The organism is Mangrovimonas sp. YM274 (assembly GCF_030908385.1).
GTDB lineage: Bacteria > Bacteroidota > Bacteroidia > Flavobacteriales > Flavobacteriaceae > Mangrovimonas_A.
Genome location: NZ_CP133091.1, coordinates 2,045,131 through 2,063,766 on the forward strand (window position 1 = coordinate 2,045,131; position 18,636 = coordinate 2,063,766).

Genomic DNA, 18,636 nt, shown 5'->3' on the forward strand with positions numbered 1-18,636 from the left:
TTTTAAATTTAACAGAACTTAAATATGGCTAAATTCAAATTAGACGAAATCGATCACCAAATTTTGGATATGTTGATCGATAATACTAGGATTCCCTTTACAGACATCGCAAAAAAATTGGTTATTTCCGCAGGGACTGTTCACGTGAGAGTGAAAAAAATGGAGGAAGCAGGGATTATCCAAGGGTCTTCATTAACATTGGATTACAAAAAACTGGGATACTCTTTTATTGCCTACGTAGGGGTGTTTCTTCAAAATACGTCTCAAACTAAATTTGTTTTGGAACGTATAAACCAAATTCCATATGTAACTGTAGCGCATATTACCACCGGAAAATTCAATATTTTCTGTAAAATTAGAGCAAGAAATACGGACCATGCCAAAGATGTAATTTTTATGCTGGATGATATTGATGGTGTTTACAGAACAGAAACCATGATTTCTTTGGAAGAAAGTATTAATGATAAAAAACGTTTAATGCATACAATTTTTAATGAATTGTAATAAGTAATTAACGTTACGTTTTTTTCGGAAAGAGCTATTGTTAAATATTAACGGTAGCTCTTTTTTTAAATCAAAAAAAATGAAAAAGGAAGCTTTATTGCCGGGTGAATACCATGAGTATTATCAATCTTATATAGATAATTCTGGGGAACTTGAACTGTTAATAGGTTTGGAGAATAATGGGGCTAAGGTTGTAGAGTTCTTGGAACAAATTGATTTGAACAGACACTTATACCGATATTCCGAAGGAAAATGGACTATTAAAGAGATTGTCCAGCATATTATTGATACCGAACGTGTGTTTGCCTATAGAGCTCTTTGTATTTCAAGAAAGGATGCGACACCACTTCCCGGTTTTGAGCAGGATGATTATGTGGTAAACAGTAATGCTAATACCAAATCTATGGCCGATTTGATTGATGAGTACAAAAAAGTAAGAGCATCTACGTTATCTTTATTTAAAAGTTTTACGGAGGAGATGTTTTCGTTTGCGGGAAATGCTAATAACTCTAGTATTTCAGTTAGGGCAATTGGTTTTATTATTCTGGGACATGAAAATCATCATTGTAAAATAATAAGTGATCATTACTTATAGCAGGATTTATAAAATTCGAAGGCTTTTAAAATCAACTCATTATCAACCAAACAATCTATTTTAGGCTTCCCTATAGATTCAAGTAATACAAAGTTAATATTACCATGCTCGTTTTTTTTGTCGTATTTTAAAAGCTCTATAATGTCATTGTAGTCACTTTTATTAATGTGCACATATGCATATAGCTTGGTAATCGCTTCTTGGATTTCATGCAAATCACTTTTAGGTAAACCTGTTAACTCTGAAGAGATATAGCATTCTAGAATCATTCCTATGGCAACAGCTTCGCCGTGGAGAAGTTCTGACTTCTCAGGAGAGTTTAAAAAATAAGACTCAATAGCATGTCCTAAGGTATGACCAAAATTCAGGGTTTTACGAAGGTTGTTCTCATACGGGTCCTTTTCAACAATATCATTTTTAATAAGAACGGATTCGTGAATTAAAACATCTAAATCAGCGAGGGTTAAATGTTCGAGGTCACTCATTTTGTTCCAGTAGGATCTATCGTAAATTAGTCCGTGCTTGAGCATTTCTGCCAATCCTGATTTTAATTGATTTTGAGGAAGTGTATTGATAAACGAAGTGTCTACTAGCACCATTTCACCTGAGCTAATAACTCCAATTTGATTTTTTAACGCCGCTAGATCTACACCGGTTTTACCTCCAACCGAAGCATCTACCATGGCTAAAAGAGTAGTGGGAATATTAATGTATTTTATGCCTCTTTTGAAAGTACAGGCTACAAACCCTCCCAAATCTGTTATAACCCCACCACCAAGGTTTAACAGCAAACTTTTTCTATCAGCCTCAAGTTCTGATAAGGCACTCCAAACACCGGTACAGGTTTCAATGTTTTTATGCTCTTCGCCAGGTTCAATTTCTATAATTTCAATTTCAACATCCGTCTCAACTTTTGGTAAAAATTGGGACAAGCAAAGGCCATGTGTGTTAGAGTCCACCAAGACAAAAATCTTGGAGAACTTATTGCTTGATAAATAGCTGTTTAAAGCAAGGTAACCCTCTTCGTTAAAGTGTACTTTGGATGATGCAGATACTATAGAATTCATTACCGGAAAATAGTTAATAATATGCTGTGAAAATAAGTAGTTTTTGGGATAAAATTAGGGAATGAATAAATATATTTGCATTATTTTTTTCAAATGACAACAAAACAATTATTTGACAATACAAAAGTTGCTTTTGAGCTAAAAAGCGACTCTGAGCTTGAACGTGCTTATTTTTTGTTTAAAATGATTTCTCATGAACCTTTGGTGAGAATTGGGACAGCTGCTACGAACTTTGCCTTGAAGGCACATTTACCAGTGGAAGGCTTGATAAGGGCAACTGTTTTTGATCATTTTTGTGGAGGCGTCAATGAAGAAGATTGTTTGAGTGTTATAGATAATATGTATAGCAAAGGGGTTTGTTCTGTTTTGGATTTTTCTGTAGAAGGAAAAGAAACAGAAGCACATTTTGACGGTGCCATGGAAACTACTTTGAAAATCATCCGTTTTGCAGATGAACGAAAAGCCATGCCCATTGCTGTTTTCAAACCAACAGGATTTGGAAGGTTTCATTTATACCAAAAGTTAGGCCAAGGCAAATCGCTTACCGATTCTGAACAAAAGGAATGGGACCGAGTAGTGGAACGCTATGATACGGTATGCAAATTGGCAAAGGAACGAGATGTGGAAATTTTAATTGATGCCGAAGAAAGTTGGATGCAGGATGCCGCAGATGCCCTAGTTGAAGAAATGATGCGTCGTTATAATACTGAAAAACCTATTGTATATAATACCTTGCAAACCTACCGTTGGGACCGTTTAGACTACTTGAGGTCTTTGCATGAACGAGCAAAAAAAGATGGTTTTAAAATTGGGATTAAAATTGTTAGAGGCGCGTATATGGAGAAGGAGCGTGAGAGAGCTGAAGAAAAGGGATACCCGTCTCCAATTTGCGAAACAAAGGAATTGACGGATAATACATTCAACGACACCATGTCTTATTCTTTGGAGCATTTAAATGATATTGCCGTGTTTGTTGGAACTCATAACGAATACAGTTGTTATTTGGCCATGGAATTGATGGAGCAATACAAAATTGAAAAGAATGACAATAGGGTTTGGTTCGGGCAGTTATATGGGATGAGCGACCATATTAGCTTCAATCTTGCTAAAGAGGGCTATAATGTTGCGAAGTACGTGCCTTTTGGGCCTGTAAAAGACGTAATGCCTTATTTAATAAGAAGAGCTGAAGAAAACACTTCTGTTGCAGGTCAAACTACAAGAGAGTTGAACTTGCTAAAAAAGGAACGCTCCAGAAGAAAATTGGAATAAGTTTAGGAGAGCTTTTTTAAAAAGTTGTACCATTTCTTTTTGTTTGGATTTTTTCCGTAGCCATATCCATAACTGTAGCCGTAGCCATTTTTGGATAGGGTGCCATTTAGTATAACGGCCATATTAGGAAGTCTCCCCTCTTTATATAGGGTTTGAGCTATGTGCAATTGTCGTTTGTCTACATTGTTTACACTTACAACATATAGAAACATGTCCGCATATTGACTAATCAAATGAGTATCTGTTACTAGGCCAACTGCAGCAGTGTCTACAATAATGTAATCGTATATTTTTTTAACTTCATTAAATAGGTTTCCTACGCGTTCACTCATAAGTAGCTCTGCTGGGTTAGGAGGGATCGTTCCAGAGGGAATAACGAATAAATTATCATTCCCTTTCATGGCTACTGTTATATCATTGATTTTTAATTCAGGATCACTTATAAAATCTGTAAGACCTTTATGTGTTTTAATGTTAAGATAGTCATCTACTTTCGGCACCCTAATATCGGTTTCTACAATTAAGCACTTTTGTCCAGAAAAGGATATGGATGAAGCTAGATTTACACAGGTATGTGATTTGCCTTCTTGACTGGTTGTAGAGGTCACAAAAATTGTTTTACCCTTTTCTTTCTTAGTTTTAAGTAAAAAATTAATGTTTGTCCTTAATATTCTAAAAGCTTCGGCTTTTGGAGAATAGTCAATCTTTTTAATCAATTTATTTTTGGAACGAATGGACTTTGGAATATGCCCAATATACGGTGCGCTAAGTATTCGTTGTACGTCATCTTTGTCATGCACTTTATTGTCCAAGAGGTCTTTTACGTATATGAAGCCAATAGGAACAGCTAAACCTAGCAGAAATGCTGCCAGATAAATAATTTTTTTCTTTGGAGAAACAGGAGTTGATTGGGAGTAGGCCTGATCTATCACTTTAGCATTTGGCGCAGACATTCCTAATGTTATTGCAGTTTCCTCTCTTTTTTGAAGTAAGTATAGGTAGAGAGACTCCTTAATATCTTGCTGTCTTTTAATATCACGGAATTGGCGTTCTTTGGTTGGGGCAGAATATATTTGAGCATTTATTCTTGCCTCTTCGTTATTAAGGTTGTTAAGGGTGATTTTATTGGTGTTTTCTATATTTTGTAGACTCTGTTTTAAATTTTCTTTGAGCGCCGATATTTGATTGTTTAAATTGATAACAGTAGGGTTCTTTTCACTAGAATTTTTGAGAATTCTATTTCTTTGAAGTACCAATTCATTGTGGCTTTTAGTGATTTGCCCCACAGAATTATCTGAAATACCAATATCGGCTGGAAGTAGATCCGAATTGCTACTATGATCATCCAAATGGTCTTGCATATAATCGATAAGCTCTAATTGATTTGAGGTTTCGATTATTCTTGACTCTGTCTCTTTTTCACTTTGCAAATAGATGTTGGCCTGAGAGGTAAGAGCAGTTAGCTTGTTGGATTTTTGTAAGCTTTCAGCAGTAAAATCAACCTCTTCCAATTCCCTTGAAACCATATCCAATCTATTGGTAATAAAAGCAGAGGTTGCTTCTATAATTTGTTCTTTATCATTGATGACATCTTGATTGTATTTTTCAATAAGCTTATTTAAGACGACGACCGATTTTTCAGGGATTTCTTCGGTAACCGATACCTTAATGACATTGGATTCTTTGCTGCTTTCTATTTTTATTTTACCAAGATATCCTTCGATTACATTATCTAAAGGAGTAATTCTTATTTCAACGTAGGAATCTACTGCTGTTCCATAAACTCCAATATTTGGTGTAAGGATGAATTCTCCGTAATCCCAAGACACTTTGTCTCCAAAATTGTGGATTTCAGAAGGATCGTCCCCTAATTTAAATAGCTTATAGTTATCTGTATAGGAAAGCTCAAACTGCTGAGGGGAAAGGACTTTTATGAATAAAGATTTGCCAACCTTGTCTATGATGCTATCGCTTTCAAGAAAATTAATAGTAAACGGGGGTGCTGTGTAAGCTTCTCCATCCAAAATTTTACCACTCACATATTGTTTGATATTCAGTTTAAGGTCTTTTACAACTGCAGCAATAATTGTACGGGATTTAATTATCTCTATCTCATCATTTACATTGGAAAAGTTATTTGAAAACATCCCGTAATTTTGCAAAGTAGAGATTTCGGCAAGTTTGTTTGAATTTTTATCTTCTTTAATTTTTAAACTTGCAGTAGCCTGATACATAGGGGCGGTATACCTCACTTTTAAAAATGCTATAATAAATGCCACAATCAAACAAGCCACAATTAGTTTCCATCGGGACAAATAGGTCCCAACAACACTATTGACTAATTCTTTGGTATTAACATTTTGGTTTTCCATAGTTGGTTATTTTACTACAAAAATGGCTGTAATTGTAGCGAGGGTAGAAATAGCAGAAATGATTACCGCGGTGTTGGGATTATATGTAGAAGCATTTCTTCGGGCTCTATTGGGTTCAACAACTAGCACATCATTTTGCGCCATGTAATACAGTTGAGAATTGACTAAGTTGACAGAGGTGAGATCCAATCTTGCAAATCGTTTTTCTCCTCCAGATTCTCTTATTAAAAACACATTGGTTCGCTTACCATTGTTGGTTAAATCACCTGCAAGCCCCAACGCCTCACTTACAGATATTCTTTCATCTTGAATGGTGTAGGTTCCGGGCCTATTGACTTCACCTAGAACGGTAATGGTAAAATTAGCAAGTCGAATGTTGACAATTGGATCCTTGATGTATTCGGAAAGGCGCTCTTTAAGATAAGCGGTAGCTTCTGTTCGCGTTAATCCCCCTAGTTTGATGGTTCCCAACACTGGAAATTCAATGTTTCCATTAATATCGATTAGGTAGGTTTGCATTTTTAATTGTCCCTGAGCCCCAATAACTGTAGGGGAGTAGGATACTACTGGAAGATTAAATGGTCTTGAAGCTTCAGGGTCCAATGAGGACACATCAATTGTTAATAGGTCGTCGGTTCCGTAAACCAATTCCGTATTTACAAGGCTAATGTCTTCTTTTTTAACGGGCTCATCCTGGAAATAAACAAAGTCTTTTCTGCTGGCACATGAAACGGTAACCAAAGCAAGAAGAATAAGGAGTTTTACGGCGTTTTTGTGCGCATAAAATTTTCTAAACATTATGAAGTTCATAAAAACGGGACTTTTAAGGTTAGTTTTTTATATCTAAAACTTCAAACTTTGAATTATTCGACAGATATTCGGGAATGATCTCCTTGATCTGAGATACAATTTCTAAATTTTGAACTTTAGAATAAATATTACATAAGTTAATAATTTTATAGCTAATATCCTCTGTGTCTATGGGTTTTATTAAGGCAATCATTATTTTTTCATGGTAGGTGGGCTTTGTTTTTTCACCATCAGCCAGTAGCTCCTCATATATCTTTTCTCCAGGCCTTAATCCGGTTATTTTTATAGCAATGTCTTCGGGGTATCTCAAACCGGAAAGCGCAATCATATTCTTGGCTAAATCAAATATTTTAACCGAAGAGCCCATGTCGAAAACAAATATTTCCCCTCCTTGACCCATAGTTGCCGCTTCAAGCACTAATTGACAGGCTTCTGAAATAGTCATGAAAAACCTAGTAATTTCTTTGTGGGTTACTGTTAATGGACCTCCTTCTTCAATTTGCTTTTTGAACAGAGGGATTACGGACCCATTGGATCCTAAAACGTTACCAAAGCGAGTAGTTATAAATTTGGTGTGCCCTGGTCCATTTTGAAGGCAGTTTATGTAAAGTTCTGCAATCCGTTTTGTTGCTCCCATCACATTTGTTGGGTTAACAGCCTTATCGGTAGAAATGAGAATGAATTTATCTACAGAATACTTAACGGAAAGATTTGCTATGTTTTTGGTGCCGGCAATATTAACACCTACTGCTTCGTAAGGATTGTTTTCCATTAAAGGGACATGTTTGTAAGCAGCAGCATGAAATATGATTTTAGGTTTCGTCCTGTTGAAAATTTCATCCATTCTGTATTCATCCCTAACATCGGCCACTATAGCTGTAAACCGTTGGATGCCTTTCCTGATAAACTCTTGTTGAATATCATATAAAGCAGATTCGGCAATGTCTACAAGAATTAATTTTTTATATTCATATTGGGTGATTTTGCGAGCTATTTCACTGCCTATGGAGCCTGCTGCACCCGTAATCAAAATAATTTCGTCGTTATATTGTTCTTCTAATTCAGGGTTTACGATAGTAATAGGTTCTCTCCCTAATAAATCTTCAATTTTGACATCTTTAATTTGCCCTATGCTCAAATCTCCATCAATCCACTGTTGCACAGGAGGGACAATTTTGACTTTTAATTTTAACTCCAACAAATACCCTGTAATATTCATAAGTCGAGTAGGGTCTATGCTTTGTATGGAGATAATAACTTCGTCAACCTTATTTTTGGTAACGAATTCTTGATTTATCTTAATGAGACTGTATACGTAAAGGAGGTCTATTTTCTTTCCTACTTTTCTTTCGTTATCATCAATAAATCCAACAACATTATGATTGGTTTTTGGGTCATTTGTAATGGCGTCATATGTAATCATGCCAGAACTTCCTGCTCCATATATCAAGACATTGGTAATAGGTTTTAAATCTTGAATTAAACTATTGTAGATGGATTTGATAAAAAGTTTTGAACCTATCAAAAAAAGGATATTCAGCATTAAATGAATGTAGATTACTGAGCCAGAGATGTTGAATATGCTTTCGTAGTTATATTTTCTGCTAAAAAAAGTAGTAATTATTAAAATGGTGGCTAATAAATTAACACCAATGATAATGTTGATAATGTCTTTATAACCAGTATATCTAACAACTCCTTTATGTGACCCCACTGCTAAAAAACTTAGGGTTGCCGCCAAAATAACAAAAGGCAATTGTTTTAGTACCAGCAAAATTTCAAAATCAAACTTAAAATTAAACCGGATTAAATAAGCTAGGAGGAAAGTAAAAACAACCACACATAAATCAAAGATAAGCACCAACCATTTGGAGGCGTATCTTTGGGTTAGTTTATTTACAAATTCCAAATTCATACTCTAAAATACATTTTTATTGCCAATATCACTCTATTTAATTCATTTTCAGTTAAATTGGATCCGCTTGGTATACAGAGACCTCGCTTAAAAAGATCTTCGGACACTCCATTAATATATGCAGGGCATTTTTGATACACAGGTTGTAAGTGCATAGGTTTCCAAAGTGGACGTGATTCAATGTTTTGTTCTGCCAAATACATTCTTAAGCCTTCCCTTGTTGCTTCAGAATCTGTTAAAAAGCAGGTCAACCAACGATTGCTTAGGTAGCTTGTGGGTTCCTCTAGAAAACTTAACTGGTTTATACCCTTTAATGCACTGTGGTACAAATGATAATTACTTCTTCTTAGTGCGATTCGCTCTTCCAATACTTCCATTTGTCCTCTGCCAATTCCTGCAAGTACGTTAGACATTCTATAGTTGTAGCCGATTGAAGTATGGTGATATTCTGGAGTATTATCCCTAGCTTGAGTGGCTAAAAATAATGCCTTTTCATTCAAGGATGGTGTTTTGCTAATAAGTGCGCCACCGCCAGATGTTGTAATAATTTTATTGCCATTAAAAGACAGAATTGAAATGGTTCCAAAGGTACCGCACTTTTGATTTTGGTATGAACTTCCTAATGCTTCAGCACTATCTTCAATGATTGGGATCTCATAACGAGAGGCTATCCCATGAATTTCATTAACCATATAAGGCATGCCATAAAGATGCACGGTAACGATTGCCTTTGGGCGTTTTCCTTTTGCAATACGATCTTTAATGGCTTCTTCCAGAAGTTCAGGAGAGAGGTTCCATGTTTCCGTTTCACTATCCACAAAAATGGGAGATGCACCAAGATATGTGATGGGATTGGCAGAAGCTGCAAAAGTTTTACTTTGGCAAATCACTTCGTCTTCTGGGCCAACATTCAGCAACATAAGTCCTAAGTGAAGGGCAGCTGTCCCTGAACTAACCGCAGTAGCATGGCTGTTTTGTCCTAAATAGGATTCAATATCAGCTTCAAAACCAGTTACATTTGGACCTAAGGGTGCAATCCAATTAGATTTAAAAGCCTCATCAATATACCGTTGCTCATTTCCGCCCATATGAGGCGAGGAAAGCCATATTTTAGGGTTCATCCGGTTGCTTTGTTGGTTAATACAGTGTCATCTCGTTTCTTCAAATCGATTATCAAATTTACGGACTAAATGAGGGTTGAAAAACAAATACTTCGTGTTTTTTTAGTTTTCAACCTTAAATATCAATCAATCGGGTGACTCATTTGAAATAAAACCGATAAATGGATTGTTTTTTACGATTTTAATGTTAAGTAATTGTTTGTCAATGCAATGTTGTTTAAAATTTGTTATTTTAGAATAGAATTATTGATAAGCCTTTAATTTTATTGCATCATGAAAAGCCCATTTACCTCGAGTACTTTCGTCCATTTATGGTCTAAATATTTCAATCATAATAAAAAATCGGAAAACTTTGACTTTCTAACGAATGTGAGTTTTTTTAAAAGATCTTGGGAGCCGTTCTACACCAACGTTGGAAAAAATTTAACCAAAGGAATTTATTACGAGCTTAATTATAAAGCTACCGACTTTAAAAACAAGGTGTTTTTGATATATGATATTCCGGAATTTTTTAACGTACCCAATTTAGATCCATCAAAGACCGATTTGCGTTGTAAGTCAATTTATCAATACGATGGGTTTCTGTTGGATTTTGAAAATTATAAAACCTCTCAGGATTACATAAAGAGTAGGATTAGCTCAAAAAATATCCGCGGCTATAAATCTAGAAAGAGACGATTGGAAGACTGTTTTAATATTTCATACAAATTTCATTCTAACGATTTAGACCGGTCATCATTTGAAATTCTCTTTAAGCAGTTTCATGGTTTGTTAACTAAACGGTTTGCAGACAAGCAGTTTAACTATCACCATTTAAGATCTGATAAATGGGCATTCTACCGGGAGTACGTCTTTGAGATGCTTCAGAAAAAGCAGGCCACCTTATTTGTGATTTACAACGATGACATCCCCATAGCTATAACTTTAAACATTAACTCGGATACTGTGGTGTTTGTGTCTATAACAGTTTTTGATACGGATTACTATAAATTCAATATTGGGAAAATTTCAATAATAAAGATTATAGAATGGTGTTATGAAAATAATATGAAAATAGCTGATTTTTCGAAGGGCTATTTTGATTTTAAAGAAGAGTGGGGAAACGTGCAATATCATTTTGACTATCACATTCTATATGATTCAAAGTCCTTATTTGCAAAAACCATAGCATGGAAATTAGGAATGTTTTTCAAATTCAAACGCTATTTGAGAGAAAAGAACGTGAACATACTATATAGACGTTTACTTTTTCAATTAAAATCGAGGAGGGATCGTTTGTATAATTCTAAGATAAAAATTGAAACTATTGACAATTTTCAATTAGATCAAAGCTTCACTAAGATAGATTTAAACGATTATAAATCTGATTTTTATAGAAAATTCGTTTATTCATTTCTATTTGCCAACCCAGAGCCTATTGAGAATATTAAGGTTTATAAAAAAATTAATGGGGATACTCTTATTATCAATGGTGCAGAAAAATCTCAAAGGATTATTCTTAATTGATACGTAATAATCTGTCGCATTTAGAGCACATTACATCGGGTTTGTAATTTATAAATTGAGAGACATTTTTATGTCCTTGAAGCCATTCTATATACATAGCAGAAGTGTTAACTCCTGCTTCATGTGAAAAAGGGTAACCACCACCAAATCTGGGGTTTAATTCTAGCACGAAAAGTTTGTCTTTCACTTGAAAAACATCGCAATCTAAATTGCCGATATGTCCCAGTTTCTCAGAAATTTGTTTTCCACACTCCTCAAACATTGGGGCAATTATGGAGACGGCTTTATCTGTTTCGCCAGATCTCATATTCATTTTTTTTCTAACAAAAGTTCCTACATAATTGCCTTCAAAATCATTAACAATGTCCATTCCATACTCCTGTCCCGGAATTTTTTCCTGAATGATTAATTCATTAAAGGTAGATGGAATTTTAGCTTCTTTTAGGAGGTTGTTTATTTTTAGAGTTTGGAGCTTTAATATTAGCTCAAGTTCTTCCATGTTGTTGGCAAATTCTAAACCTAAAGATGCGCTTCCCCAACGAGGCTTAATGACCAATGGGAAATTTAACTCTTCGCTGTTTAAGGCATTTTTTACTGTTTCTAGAGAAGTGTAAGTGGCTGGAGAATTTAAACCTATGGATTCTATAAAATTGTGCGTTTTCATTTTGTCGTACGACAAGTCAATGACTCTTTCGCTGGAAATAATGACTTTTGTCCCCGTAGTTTCTAGCTCCAATTTGTGTTTGGCTAAAAGCGGTAGCTCTAAATCATTTAAGGATATTACTGCATATATATTGTACTTAACAATAGCCGATTTCAGTTTGGGTATATAATTGGAATCATAAATACTAGGGAAAACTATAGCTCTATCAGCCTCAACTAGGGCAGGAGCTGTAGGGCTTAAATCCCCAGCAAATACGAGGCCTTTTCCGTTTAAGGCTTCCTTAAAGTAATTTATTAGGTAGGTGCGCCTACCTGCACAAGTGAATAATATATTGAGCATAGTTTAATAGCTGTTTTCTTTTTGTAATGTGCCTGTGAAATCTGGTACGATATCATTTTCAGGAGAATAAATTCCTTCCTTTTTAAATATTTTTAAAAAGGTACCAATTAGTATTTTTAGATCTAACCAGAGTGAAATGTTACGAACATACCAAACGTCATAATTGAATTTTTCTTCCCAAGAAATGGAATTGCGTCCATTTATTTGAGCCCAACCTGTAATGCCGGGTTTTACGTCATGTCTGTGCTTTTGAAAATCATTATACAACGGTAAATATCTTACATGAAGGGGCCTTGGTCCTATAAGACTCATATCTCCCTTGATAACATTTATAAGTTGTGGGATTTCGTCTAAAGAATATTTACGAAGGAACATGCCTGTTTTTGTCAATCTTTCTATGGGAGGGAGCAGTTGGCCTTGTGCATCTGTTTTATCATTCATGGTTTTGAATTTGATGATTTTAAAAATGCGTTCATTCTTGCCCGGACGATCCTGGTAAAAGAACACCTTACCTTTGTTGCTAAACCAAAGAAGGATTAGAATAACAAAAAAGATAGGAGATAGCATTAAGACGCCAAATACAGCCAAAACCAAGTCAATTATGGTTTTGATAAACTTACTGTATAGCAATTGCGTTTTTACCATGTTAATGCACTATCTATATACACATCGTTTTACTGACTCATTGTTTTTACGATATACGGGAAAATATTGAGTTGTAATTTTTTCTTTATCAGAAACTTCAACATTATAAATGTTGCATAAATTATCATAAATCTGTTTATTCACAATTTTTCTCCCGGTATAATAGATAACATCTGTGTCATGAGGAAAAAATGATTTTTTGTATCTATACAAATTGTCATAATCTTTTCTGCCTCCGCCTAATATGTAGTATTCCATATCATTTTTTCTTGCCCAGTTAAGTACTTCTATCTTCAAAAAATCATTCGGTCTTAAACTAAAATAATCCGACAATGTGCCTCCTAAATACGAATATAGTGATGTGCCTGAAATCAATATTAATTCGGCGGAAATGGCGATGTCTTCAAAATACACAAAAGCAATTAAGCATTTACGTCGACTCAATTTAATGATGTTTTTTAGGCAATTTGTAGAGTAGAAATATTCGACTTCAGCATGTATTCTTGCCATTGTTCTAATGTAAATGGAATGAAATAATTGAATTGTCGAGTCATCGATATCTTCAAAAGCAATTTCAATTTTTAAATTGTTGTTGATTCCTCTTCTGTAATTGTTTCTGACCTTCTGTTTAAAGTTGCTCCATTGAACATGGGAATCAATTATAGCGCCCTTTACGTTAATGAGTGTAGGGATTAAGGTTCCTGAGTAAAAGTCATAATTATTGCACAGGTTGAATCTAACAAACTCCGAAACAACATTGTTGTTTCTATACCACTCATCTACCAGCTCCCAAAATAAAATGAGGTATCCTCTTGATAAATTTTGATTAAATAGAGGGCCGCTATAACCATAAGGAGAAATGACATCATAATATTGGTCCTTTTGATTAATGTATTCTATTTTTCTCAATAAAAAAGGCATTACAATGAGGTTATCCTCATCTTGGTTTTGCATGATAAAATACCTCAGGTTTCCATCTTTTAACTCATTGAGGTTTGCGTCAATAATTCTATAAAATGGATTGTTGACCTTGAAAGATTCTACAATTTTTAGATAGTTGTTGAAATCAAGTTCACTTTGTATTTTTTCTACCAATAATTTCATTTAGTATTAATTATAGTTTCTTATCTCACCTTTAACTTTATGTGTAATCTTAAACACTCAATTCGTATACTTCCTTCTTATCTGTTGTTTTGAAATCATTATTTCCTCCTTTTGCCAATAAAAAATTTCCTATTACCAAATAATCTAGTCCTGTTGAGAAAAAGCATCTAATTGCATCTTGAGGAGATTCTACAATAGGTTCTCCCTGAATGTTGAAACTTGTGTTTAGTACAACAGGTACACCTGTGCGGTCACCTAATTTTTTGATTAAATCATAATATCTTGGGTGCAACTCTTTTTGAACGGTTTGAAGCCTAGCACTGCCATCTACGTGAGTTACGGCTGGTATTATGGCCTGTTTGTCTTTAAGTACATTACATACCTTTAGCATAAATGGGGCTTCGACCTCAAGGTCGAAGAAATCATTCTTAGATTCAACAATAGCTGAGGGCGCAAATGGCCTGTAAGCTTCTCTAAATTTAACCTCACTATTTATTTTGTCTTTCATGTCAGGGAACGCAGGATTGGCGAGTATACTTCTGCTTCCAAGGGCCCTAGGGCCAATTTCCATAGCCTCTTGAAACCAGCCAATAATATATCCTTGTTCCAAAAGATCAGCTGCTGTGCTAGTAATATCTTCATGGTTTTCATAATTCAATTTAGCTCCCTTCAAGACCTTTTCGATATCCTTATTAGAGTATTTTGTGCCTACATAAGGATTTAAGTGTACAAAATTTCTAGGCTGTTTTAATATGTGATTATACAAATAGTACGCGGCGCCTATAGCAGTGCCGTTATCCCCAGCGGCTGGCATTACGTAAACATCTCTAAATTTACTTTCTCGTACTATTCGGCCATTCATGACGCTGTTTAAAGAAACGCCACCAGAAATAACAAGGTATTCTGCTTTCGTTTTTTCATAAAGGAAGTCACAAATTTCTAAGACTCTATTTTCCAACACACGCTGAAATGCCGCCGCTACATCCATATGGTGTTTTTGAAATGGTTCATCTTTCTGTCTAGGTTGGCCAAATACTTCAAAAAACTTTTCAGAGCAACGCTTCCAGCTCATATTTTGGTAGTTGAAGTAACTCAAATCAAATTCAATTTGCCCTCTAGAAGTTACCTTAACAATTTTCTCTACTTCTTTAAGAAATACATTAGGATCTCCCATAGGAGCTAATCCCATAGTTTTGCCCTCATCATAGCTTGTTCTAAAGCCACAAAATTGTGTAACAGCTTCGTAAAACGATCCTAATGAATGTGGAAAGTAAGACTGACTAAGACAGCTTATTGCATTCCCTTTTCCGTGGCCTAACCAGGTAGTTGCCCACTCACCTGAGCCGTCAATCCCCAATAGAGCTGCTTCGTTAAATGGTGAAACGTAAAAACTGCCTGCTGCGTGGCTTAAATGATGTTGAATGAAATGTACTTTTGGTCCTGACTTCTTGTGCTTCCAATGGTAATTAAACCAATTCCAAAAGCTTTTTTGTTTGTTGTATCCATGCACTAACTCATGATTAATTATTTGCTTAGCAGCTTTTAAATGAGTTAGTGTATAGCCTATTTTTTTCCCAAAATTATGAAGTGGTTTAATAGATACAGCAATGAAATCGATGTCCTTGTAGCTCATCTCTGCAATTTTCAAACATCTTTCAACAGCAAGTGCAGGAAAGCTTCTTGTGTGCTTATCCCTATTGAGTCGTTCCTCTTCAATAGCGGCTATTAATTGTCCGTTTTTGATAATACAAGCCGTTGAATCGTGGAAATAATAATTTAATCCTAGTATAATCATAAGGTTGGTGTATTTAATGATAGCCTTGCTACATGAATTACAGTATTTACTATTTAGGTTATTTTATATTTCTGGTAAACAGAAACATTTATAAATCATAAATCCGCTTTACTGATCAAAAAACAACGAATTTTGAGTTCCCATAAACTCTGGTGTTATATCGTTTTCAACGGAATAAACTCCTTCTTTTTGTAGAACTTTCTTAAAACTTAAATACAAAATTTTTACATCGAGTAATAAGGAAACATTTTCTACGTACCATAAATCATATTCAAATTTTTGCTCCCAGCTCAAGGTGTTTCTTCCATTCACTTGTGCCCAGCCGGTAAGCCCTGGCCTGATATCATGTCGATGTTTTTGTTTGTCATTATATCTGGGTAAATAGCGAGGCAGTAGGGGGCGAGGTCCAATTAAGCTCATTTCTCCTTTTATGATATTCCATAATTGAGGAAGCTCATCTAAAGAAGTTTTTCTCAAAAATTTGCCGATTGAGGTTAATCTTTGTGATTCTGGGAAAAGGTTGCCATAGTCATCTTTATCATCGGTCATGGTCTTAAATTTTATAATAGTAAAGATATGTTCATTTTTTCCTGGGCGTTTTTGATAGTAAAAAGGTTTCCCCTTGTTAACAAACCATAGTAGGACTGTAATTACAACAATAACAGGAAGTGCTATAACGGCACCTGTTATGGCTATTATTAAATCCAACATGCGCTTAAAAAATGACTTGTACATCTTTACGATTATTCTAAACTCTTGTAAAACTTCAACAATTCGTCCCAAACCAAACTCTGCTTGTATTTATCAACGATATTCTGTCTTGCTCCTTCAGACATTTTAATCCTGTTCTTAGGGTTTTCCATCATAAATTTCATCGCCTTCAGTAACGCTTTAACATCTTTAGGAGGGATAATTATTCCATTTTCTCCGTCAGATATAATTTCGTTACAACCATTGATATCGGTTACAATACATGGCAATCCCATGCAACTTGCTTGCAACACCACATTAGGAAAGCCTTCACGATAACTAGGAAAAGCCAAAACATCCGAAATGGCTACAAATGGTCGAATGTCGGATTGTGCTCCCGGTACAATTATTTGGCTATTGTTAGTTATTATGATTTCTGATTCTTGAGAAATAGGATCTAAATCATCTTCTCGAGGTCCAACAATCAAAAGCTTACTGTTTTGGAATTCTTTTGAAAGTTGATCAAATGCCGAAACCAATTCGTTGATTCCTTTGTCTTTAACTACCCTACCTAGGTAAATAAACACAACATCCTCATTTTTAATATTTAATTTATTCCGAAGGAGCTCCTTTTGTTCCTTTGAAACTTTGTTGGCATCGTAATGCAGCTCATCAATACCGTTTGAACTTCCATTGGCGATTACTTTAAGTTTTCCATTAGAGGTAAATTTCAATTTTTCAATTGTCCGCTTCAATTCGAAAGAATTAGGCAAGACATGAGTGCAACAAGCATATGTTAATTTTTCTACATTATCAAGTAACTGTCGCTTAACACCTTGGGCTTCCAATAGGGGAAGTCCCGCTATGGTATGGACTCTATGAGGTACACCTGCCATTTTTGCTGCCAACATACCCAATGTTCCAGCTTTGGGAGTATGCGTATGCACTATAAAAGGCTGCTCTTTCTTAAACAGTTTATATAACCGATAGGTAGCAATTAAGTCTTGAAAAGGAGTAATGCTTCTGGTCATTTCCACGGCATGCACCCTGGTATCTTCGTTTTTCCGAACTAGTTCCAGACTTTCTCCCTGACCTGACACTCCTATCATTTCGTAAAATTGCCCCATAAACTTCAACTGGCCTTTTAATAAATAACACAAAGAGTTTGATATGGTTGTAATACGTATTATTTTTTTCAATGCTCGTAGGTTATAACTTTTGAATTAATGATGTCGATAACGATGTCTTACTCCTTGTTCATCATAATAATGACAAACACAATCTTTGCCATATAGGCCCAAATTATGGAGTTTTCGTTTTACAAATTCATTGGCTTTCATTTTAATATTGTCAGAAAATGAAAACCCAAAATTATTGGAGCTAATGGATATTTCAAGACCATAAACACAATGCCACCATAGTTTGGGAATAAAGAGCATTTGTTTCGGCTTCAAAATAGCATAAGATATTTTTGCATGTTTTTTAAAAAGAGGGAACTTTGTTTCGTCAAAATTTCTCATATCTATTTGACTTAGTTTGGATCCCGGTTCGTACTTGTCACTAGGATACATGTACTTTGTTTGATTAGGGTGGGCGAGTAATACTAATTTACTTCCTTCAATTTGCGCCAAAATATTGTCTGCTAATCTATCGGTATGCCATCCTGTCAAGGTGCCTTTAGGTCCAATCCACAAAGACAATGAATCCCTTACTTTATAATTGGAAATTAATGAGAAGTCCACATCTTCCTGAAGCTCAGGAAAGAGATGGAGGATGGATAAGTTCATTAAATACCCGCCTTGAGAAGAATCATCAGACTGTTCAATTTTATTGATAGAATCCAAAAAATTCCCATATTCCCACTTCGTGTTTTCTTGAAAATTATTGCCTTTGGAAACAAAGGTGGTTTTATCCTTTCCTATGGTTTTAAAATAATCAAGTGACCATGTTTTTGAGGCTTCCCAATTGTCCATCATTTCCGTCATGACAACTGGCTTGTTCGGTTTCATGTAGTTTTCATAGAACTCCGAATGATTAATGCTTTTTATAGAGTTCACTTCCTCTAAGGTGTGGTCTAGGTAAGATTGTATTTTTGTTAGTAGGTCAACATTCATAAGCAAACTAGATTTCTCAATTAAACTCACTCAAAACCTAAAATTAAGCACTGGTATAATAAATTTTAAAACAAAATATCAGCACATAATGAAACTAATAAACCTCAAAAAATGTTAAAGAAATAT

Annotated in this window: 16 protein-coding genes; 4 read left to right on the plus strand and 12 right to left on the minus strand. The window is 35.0% G+C overall.

Features of this window, described 5'->3' with window-relative positions; translation table 11 throughout:
* Positions 1–24 precede the first annotated feature (24 nt).
* Positions 25–504, plus strand: a complete 480-nt coding sequence (locus RBH95_RS08850; RefSeq protein ID WP_053992524.1) for an Lrp/AsnC family transcriptional regulator — start codon at positions 25–27, stop codon at positions 502–504.
* Positions 505–583: 79 nt separating this feature from the next.
* Positions 584–1,099 carry a DinB family protein gene (locus tag RBH95_RS08855; protein WP_307899224.1) on the plus strand — a complete coding sequence of 172 codons (516 nt, stop codon included), beginning with the start codon at positions 584–586 and terminating at the stop codon, positions 1,097–1,099.
* Here RBH95_RS08855 and aroB read toward each other — a convergent pair.
* The gene (aroB, locus tag RBH95_RS08860) at positions 1,090–2,166 is read right to left on the minus strand and encodes a 3-dehydroquinate synthase (RefSeq protein ID WP_307899225.1); all 1,077 of its coding nucleotides are present in this window, start codon (positions 2,164–2,166) and stop codon (positions 1,090–1,092) included. The two genes, RBH95_RS08855 and aroB, sit on opposite strands and share 10 nt — an antisense overlap.
* A 93-nt stretch (positions 2,167–2,259) precedes the next feature.
* On the opposite strand from aroB, the gene RBH95_RS08865 reads away from it, so the two are divergent.
* Positions 2,260–3,435, plus strand: coding sequence for a proline dehydrogenase family protein (locus RBH95_RS08865; RefSeq protein ID WP_307899226.1), 1,176 nt, complete (start codon positions 2,260–2,262; stop codon positions 3,433–3,435).
* Between the two features lie 2 nt (positions 3,436–3,437).
* Here the strand turns inward: RBH95_RS08865 and RBH95_RS08870 are convergent, their stop codons facing one another.
* From RBH95_RS08870 to RBH95_RS08885, 4 genes are read right to left on the minus strand one after another with little or no spacing between them, the layout of a single operon-like run.
* A complete protein-coding gene (locus RBH95_RS08870; RefSeq protein WP_307899227.1) occupies positions 3,438–5,807 on the minus strand; it encodes a tyrosine-protein kinase in 2,370 nt (789 codons plus the stop codon).
* A gap of 6 nt (positions 5,808–5,813) precedes the next feature.
* Positions 5,814–6,617 carry a polysaccharide biosynthesis/export family protein gene (locus RBH95_RS08875; protein WP_307899228.1) on the minus strand — a complete coding sequence of 268 codons (804 nt, stop codon included), beginning with the start codon at positions 6,615–6,617 and terminating at the stop codon, positions 5,814–5,816.
* A gap of 19 nt (positions 6,618–6,636) precedes the next feature.
* On the minus strand, positions 6,637–8,532 hold the full coding sequence (locus RBH95_RS08880) for a nucleoside-diphosphate sugar epimerase/dehydratase (protein WP_307899229.1): 1,896 nt from the start codon (positions 8,530–8,532) through the stop codon (positions 6,637–6,639).
* Positions 8,529–9,653 (minus strand): DegT/DnrJ/EryC1/StrS aminotransferase family protein, encoded by a 1,125-nt coding sequence (locus RBH95_RS08885; RefSeq protein ID WP_307899230.1) that lies wholly within the window; start codon positions 9,651–9,653, stop codon positions 8,529–8,531. Before RBH95_RS08885 ends, RBH95_RS08880 begins: the two co-directional genes overlap by 4 nt.
* A gap of 273 nt (positions 9,654–9,926) precedes the next feature.
* Between RBH95_RS08885 and RBH95_RS08890 the strand changes: the two genes are divergently transcribed.
* Entirely contained in the window at positions 9,927–11,159 is a 1,233-nt protein-coding gene (locus RBH95_RS08890) for a GNAT family N-acetyltransferase (protein WP_307899231.1), read from the plus strand.
* Here RBH95_RS08890 and RBH95_RS08895 read toward each other — a convergent pair.
* The 7 genes from RBH95_RS08895 to RBH95_RS08925 all read right to left on the minus strand — a co-directional run bounded on the left by RBH95_RS08895 (position 11,152) and on the right by RBH95_RS08925 (position 18,510).
* Positions 11,152–12,162, minus strand: coding sequence for an ATP-grasp domain-containing protein (locus RBH95_RS08895; RefSeq protein WP_307899232.1), 1,011 nt, complete (start codon positions 12,160–12,162; stop codon positions 11,152–11,154). The genes RBH95_RS08890 and RBH95_RS08895 overlap by 8 nt on opposite strands.
* Before the next feature lie 3 nt (positions 12,163–12,165).
* Entirely contained in the window at positions 12,166–12,807 is a 642-nt protein-coding gene (locus RBH95_RS08900) for a sugar transferase (protein WP_307899233.1), read from the minus strand.
* Between the two features lie 9 nt (positions 12,808–12,816).
* Complete coding sequence (locus RBH95_RS08905; RefSeq protein WP_307899234.1) at positions 12,817–13,911, minus strand: GNAT family N-acetyltransferase; 1,095 nt, start codon at positions 13,909–13,911, stop codon at positions 12,817–12,819.
* Between the two features lie 49 nt (positions 13,912–13,960).
* On the minus strand, positions 13,961–15,706 hold the full coding sequence (locus RBH95_RS08910; RefSeq protein WP_307899235.1) for a carbamoyltransferase C-terminal domain-containing protein: 1,746 nt from the start codon (positions 15,704–15,706) through the stop codon (positions 13,961–13,963).
* Between the two features lie 108 nt (positions 15,707–15,814).
* Positions 15,815–16,441, minus strand: coding sequence for a sugar transferase (locus tag RBH95_RS08915; RefSeq protein WP_307899236.1), 627 nt, complete (start codon positions 16,439–16,441; stop codon positions 15,815–15,817).
* Positions 16,442–16,449: 8 nt separating this feature from the next.
* Positions 16,450–17,595, minus strand: a complete 1,146-nt coding sequence (locus RBH95_RS08920) for a glycosyltransferase family 4 protein (protein ID WP_307899237.1) — start codon at positions 17,593–17,595, stop codon at positions 16,450–16,452.
* 24 nt (positions 17,596–17,619) lie between these two features.
* Positions 17,620–18,510, minus strand: a complete 891-nt coding sequence (locus tag RBH95_RS08925) for a cupin-like domain-containing protein (RefSeq protein ID WP_307899238.1) — start codon at positions 18,508–18,510, stop codon at positions 17,620–17,622.
* Positions 18,511–18,636: the final 126 nt, after the last annotated feature.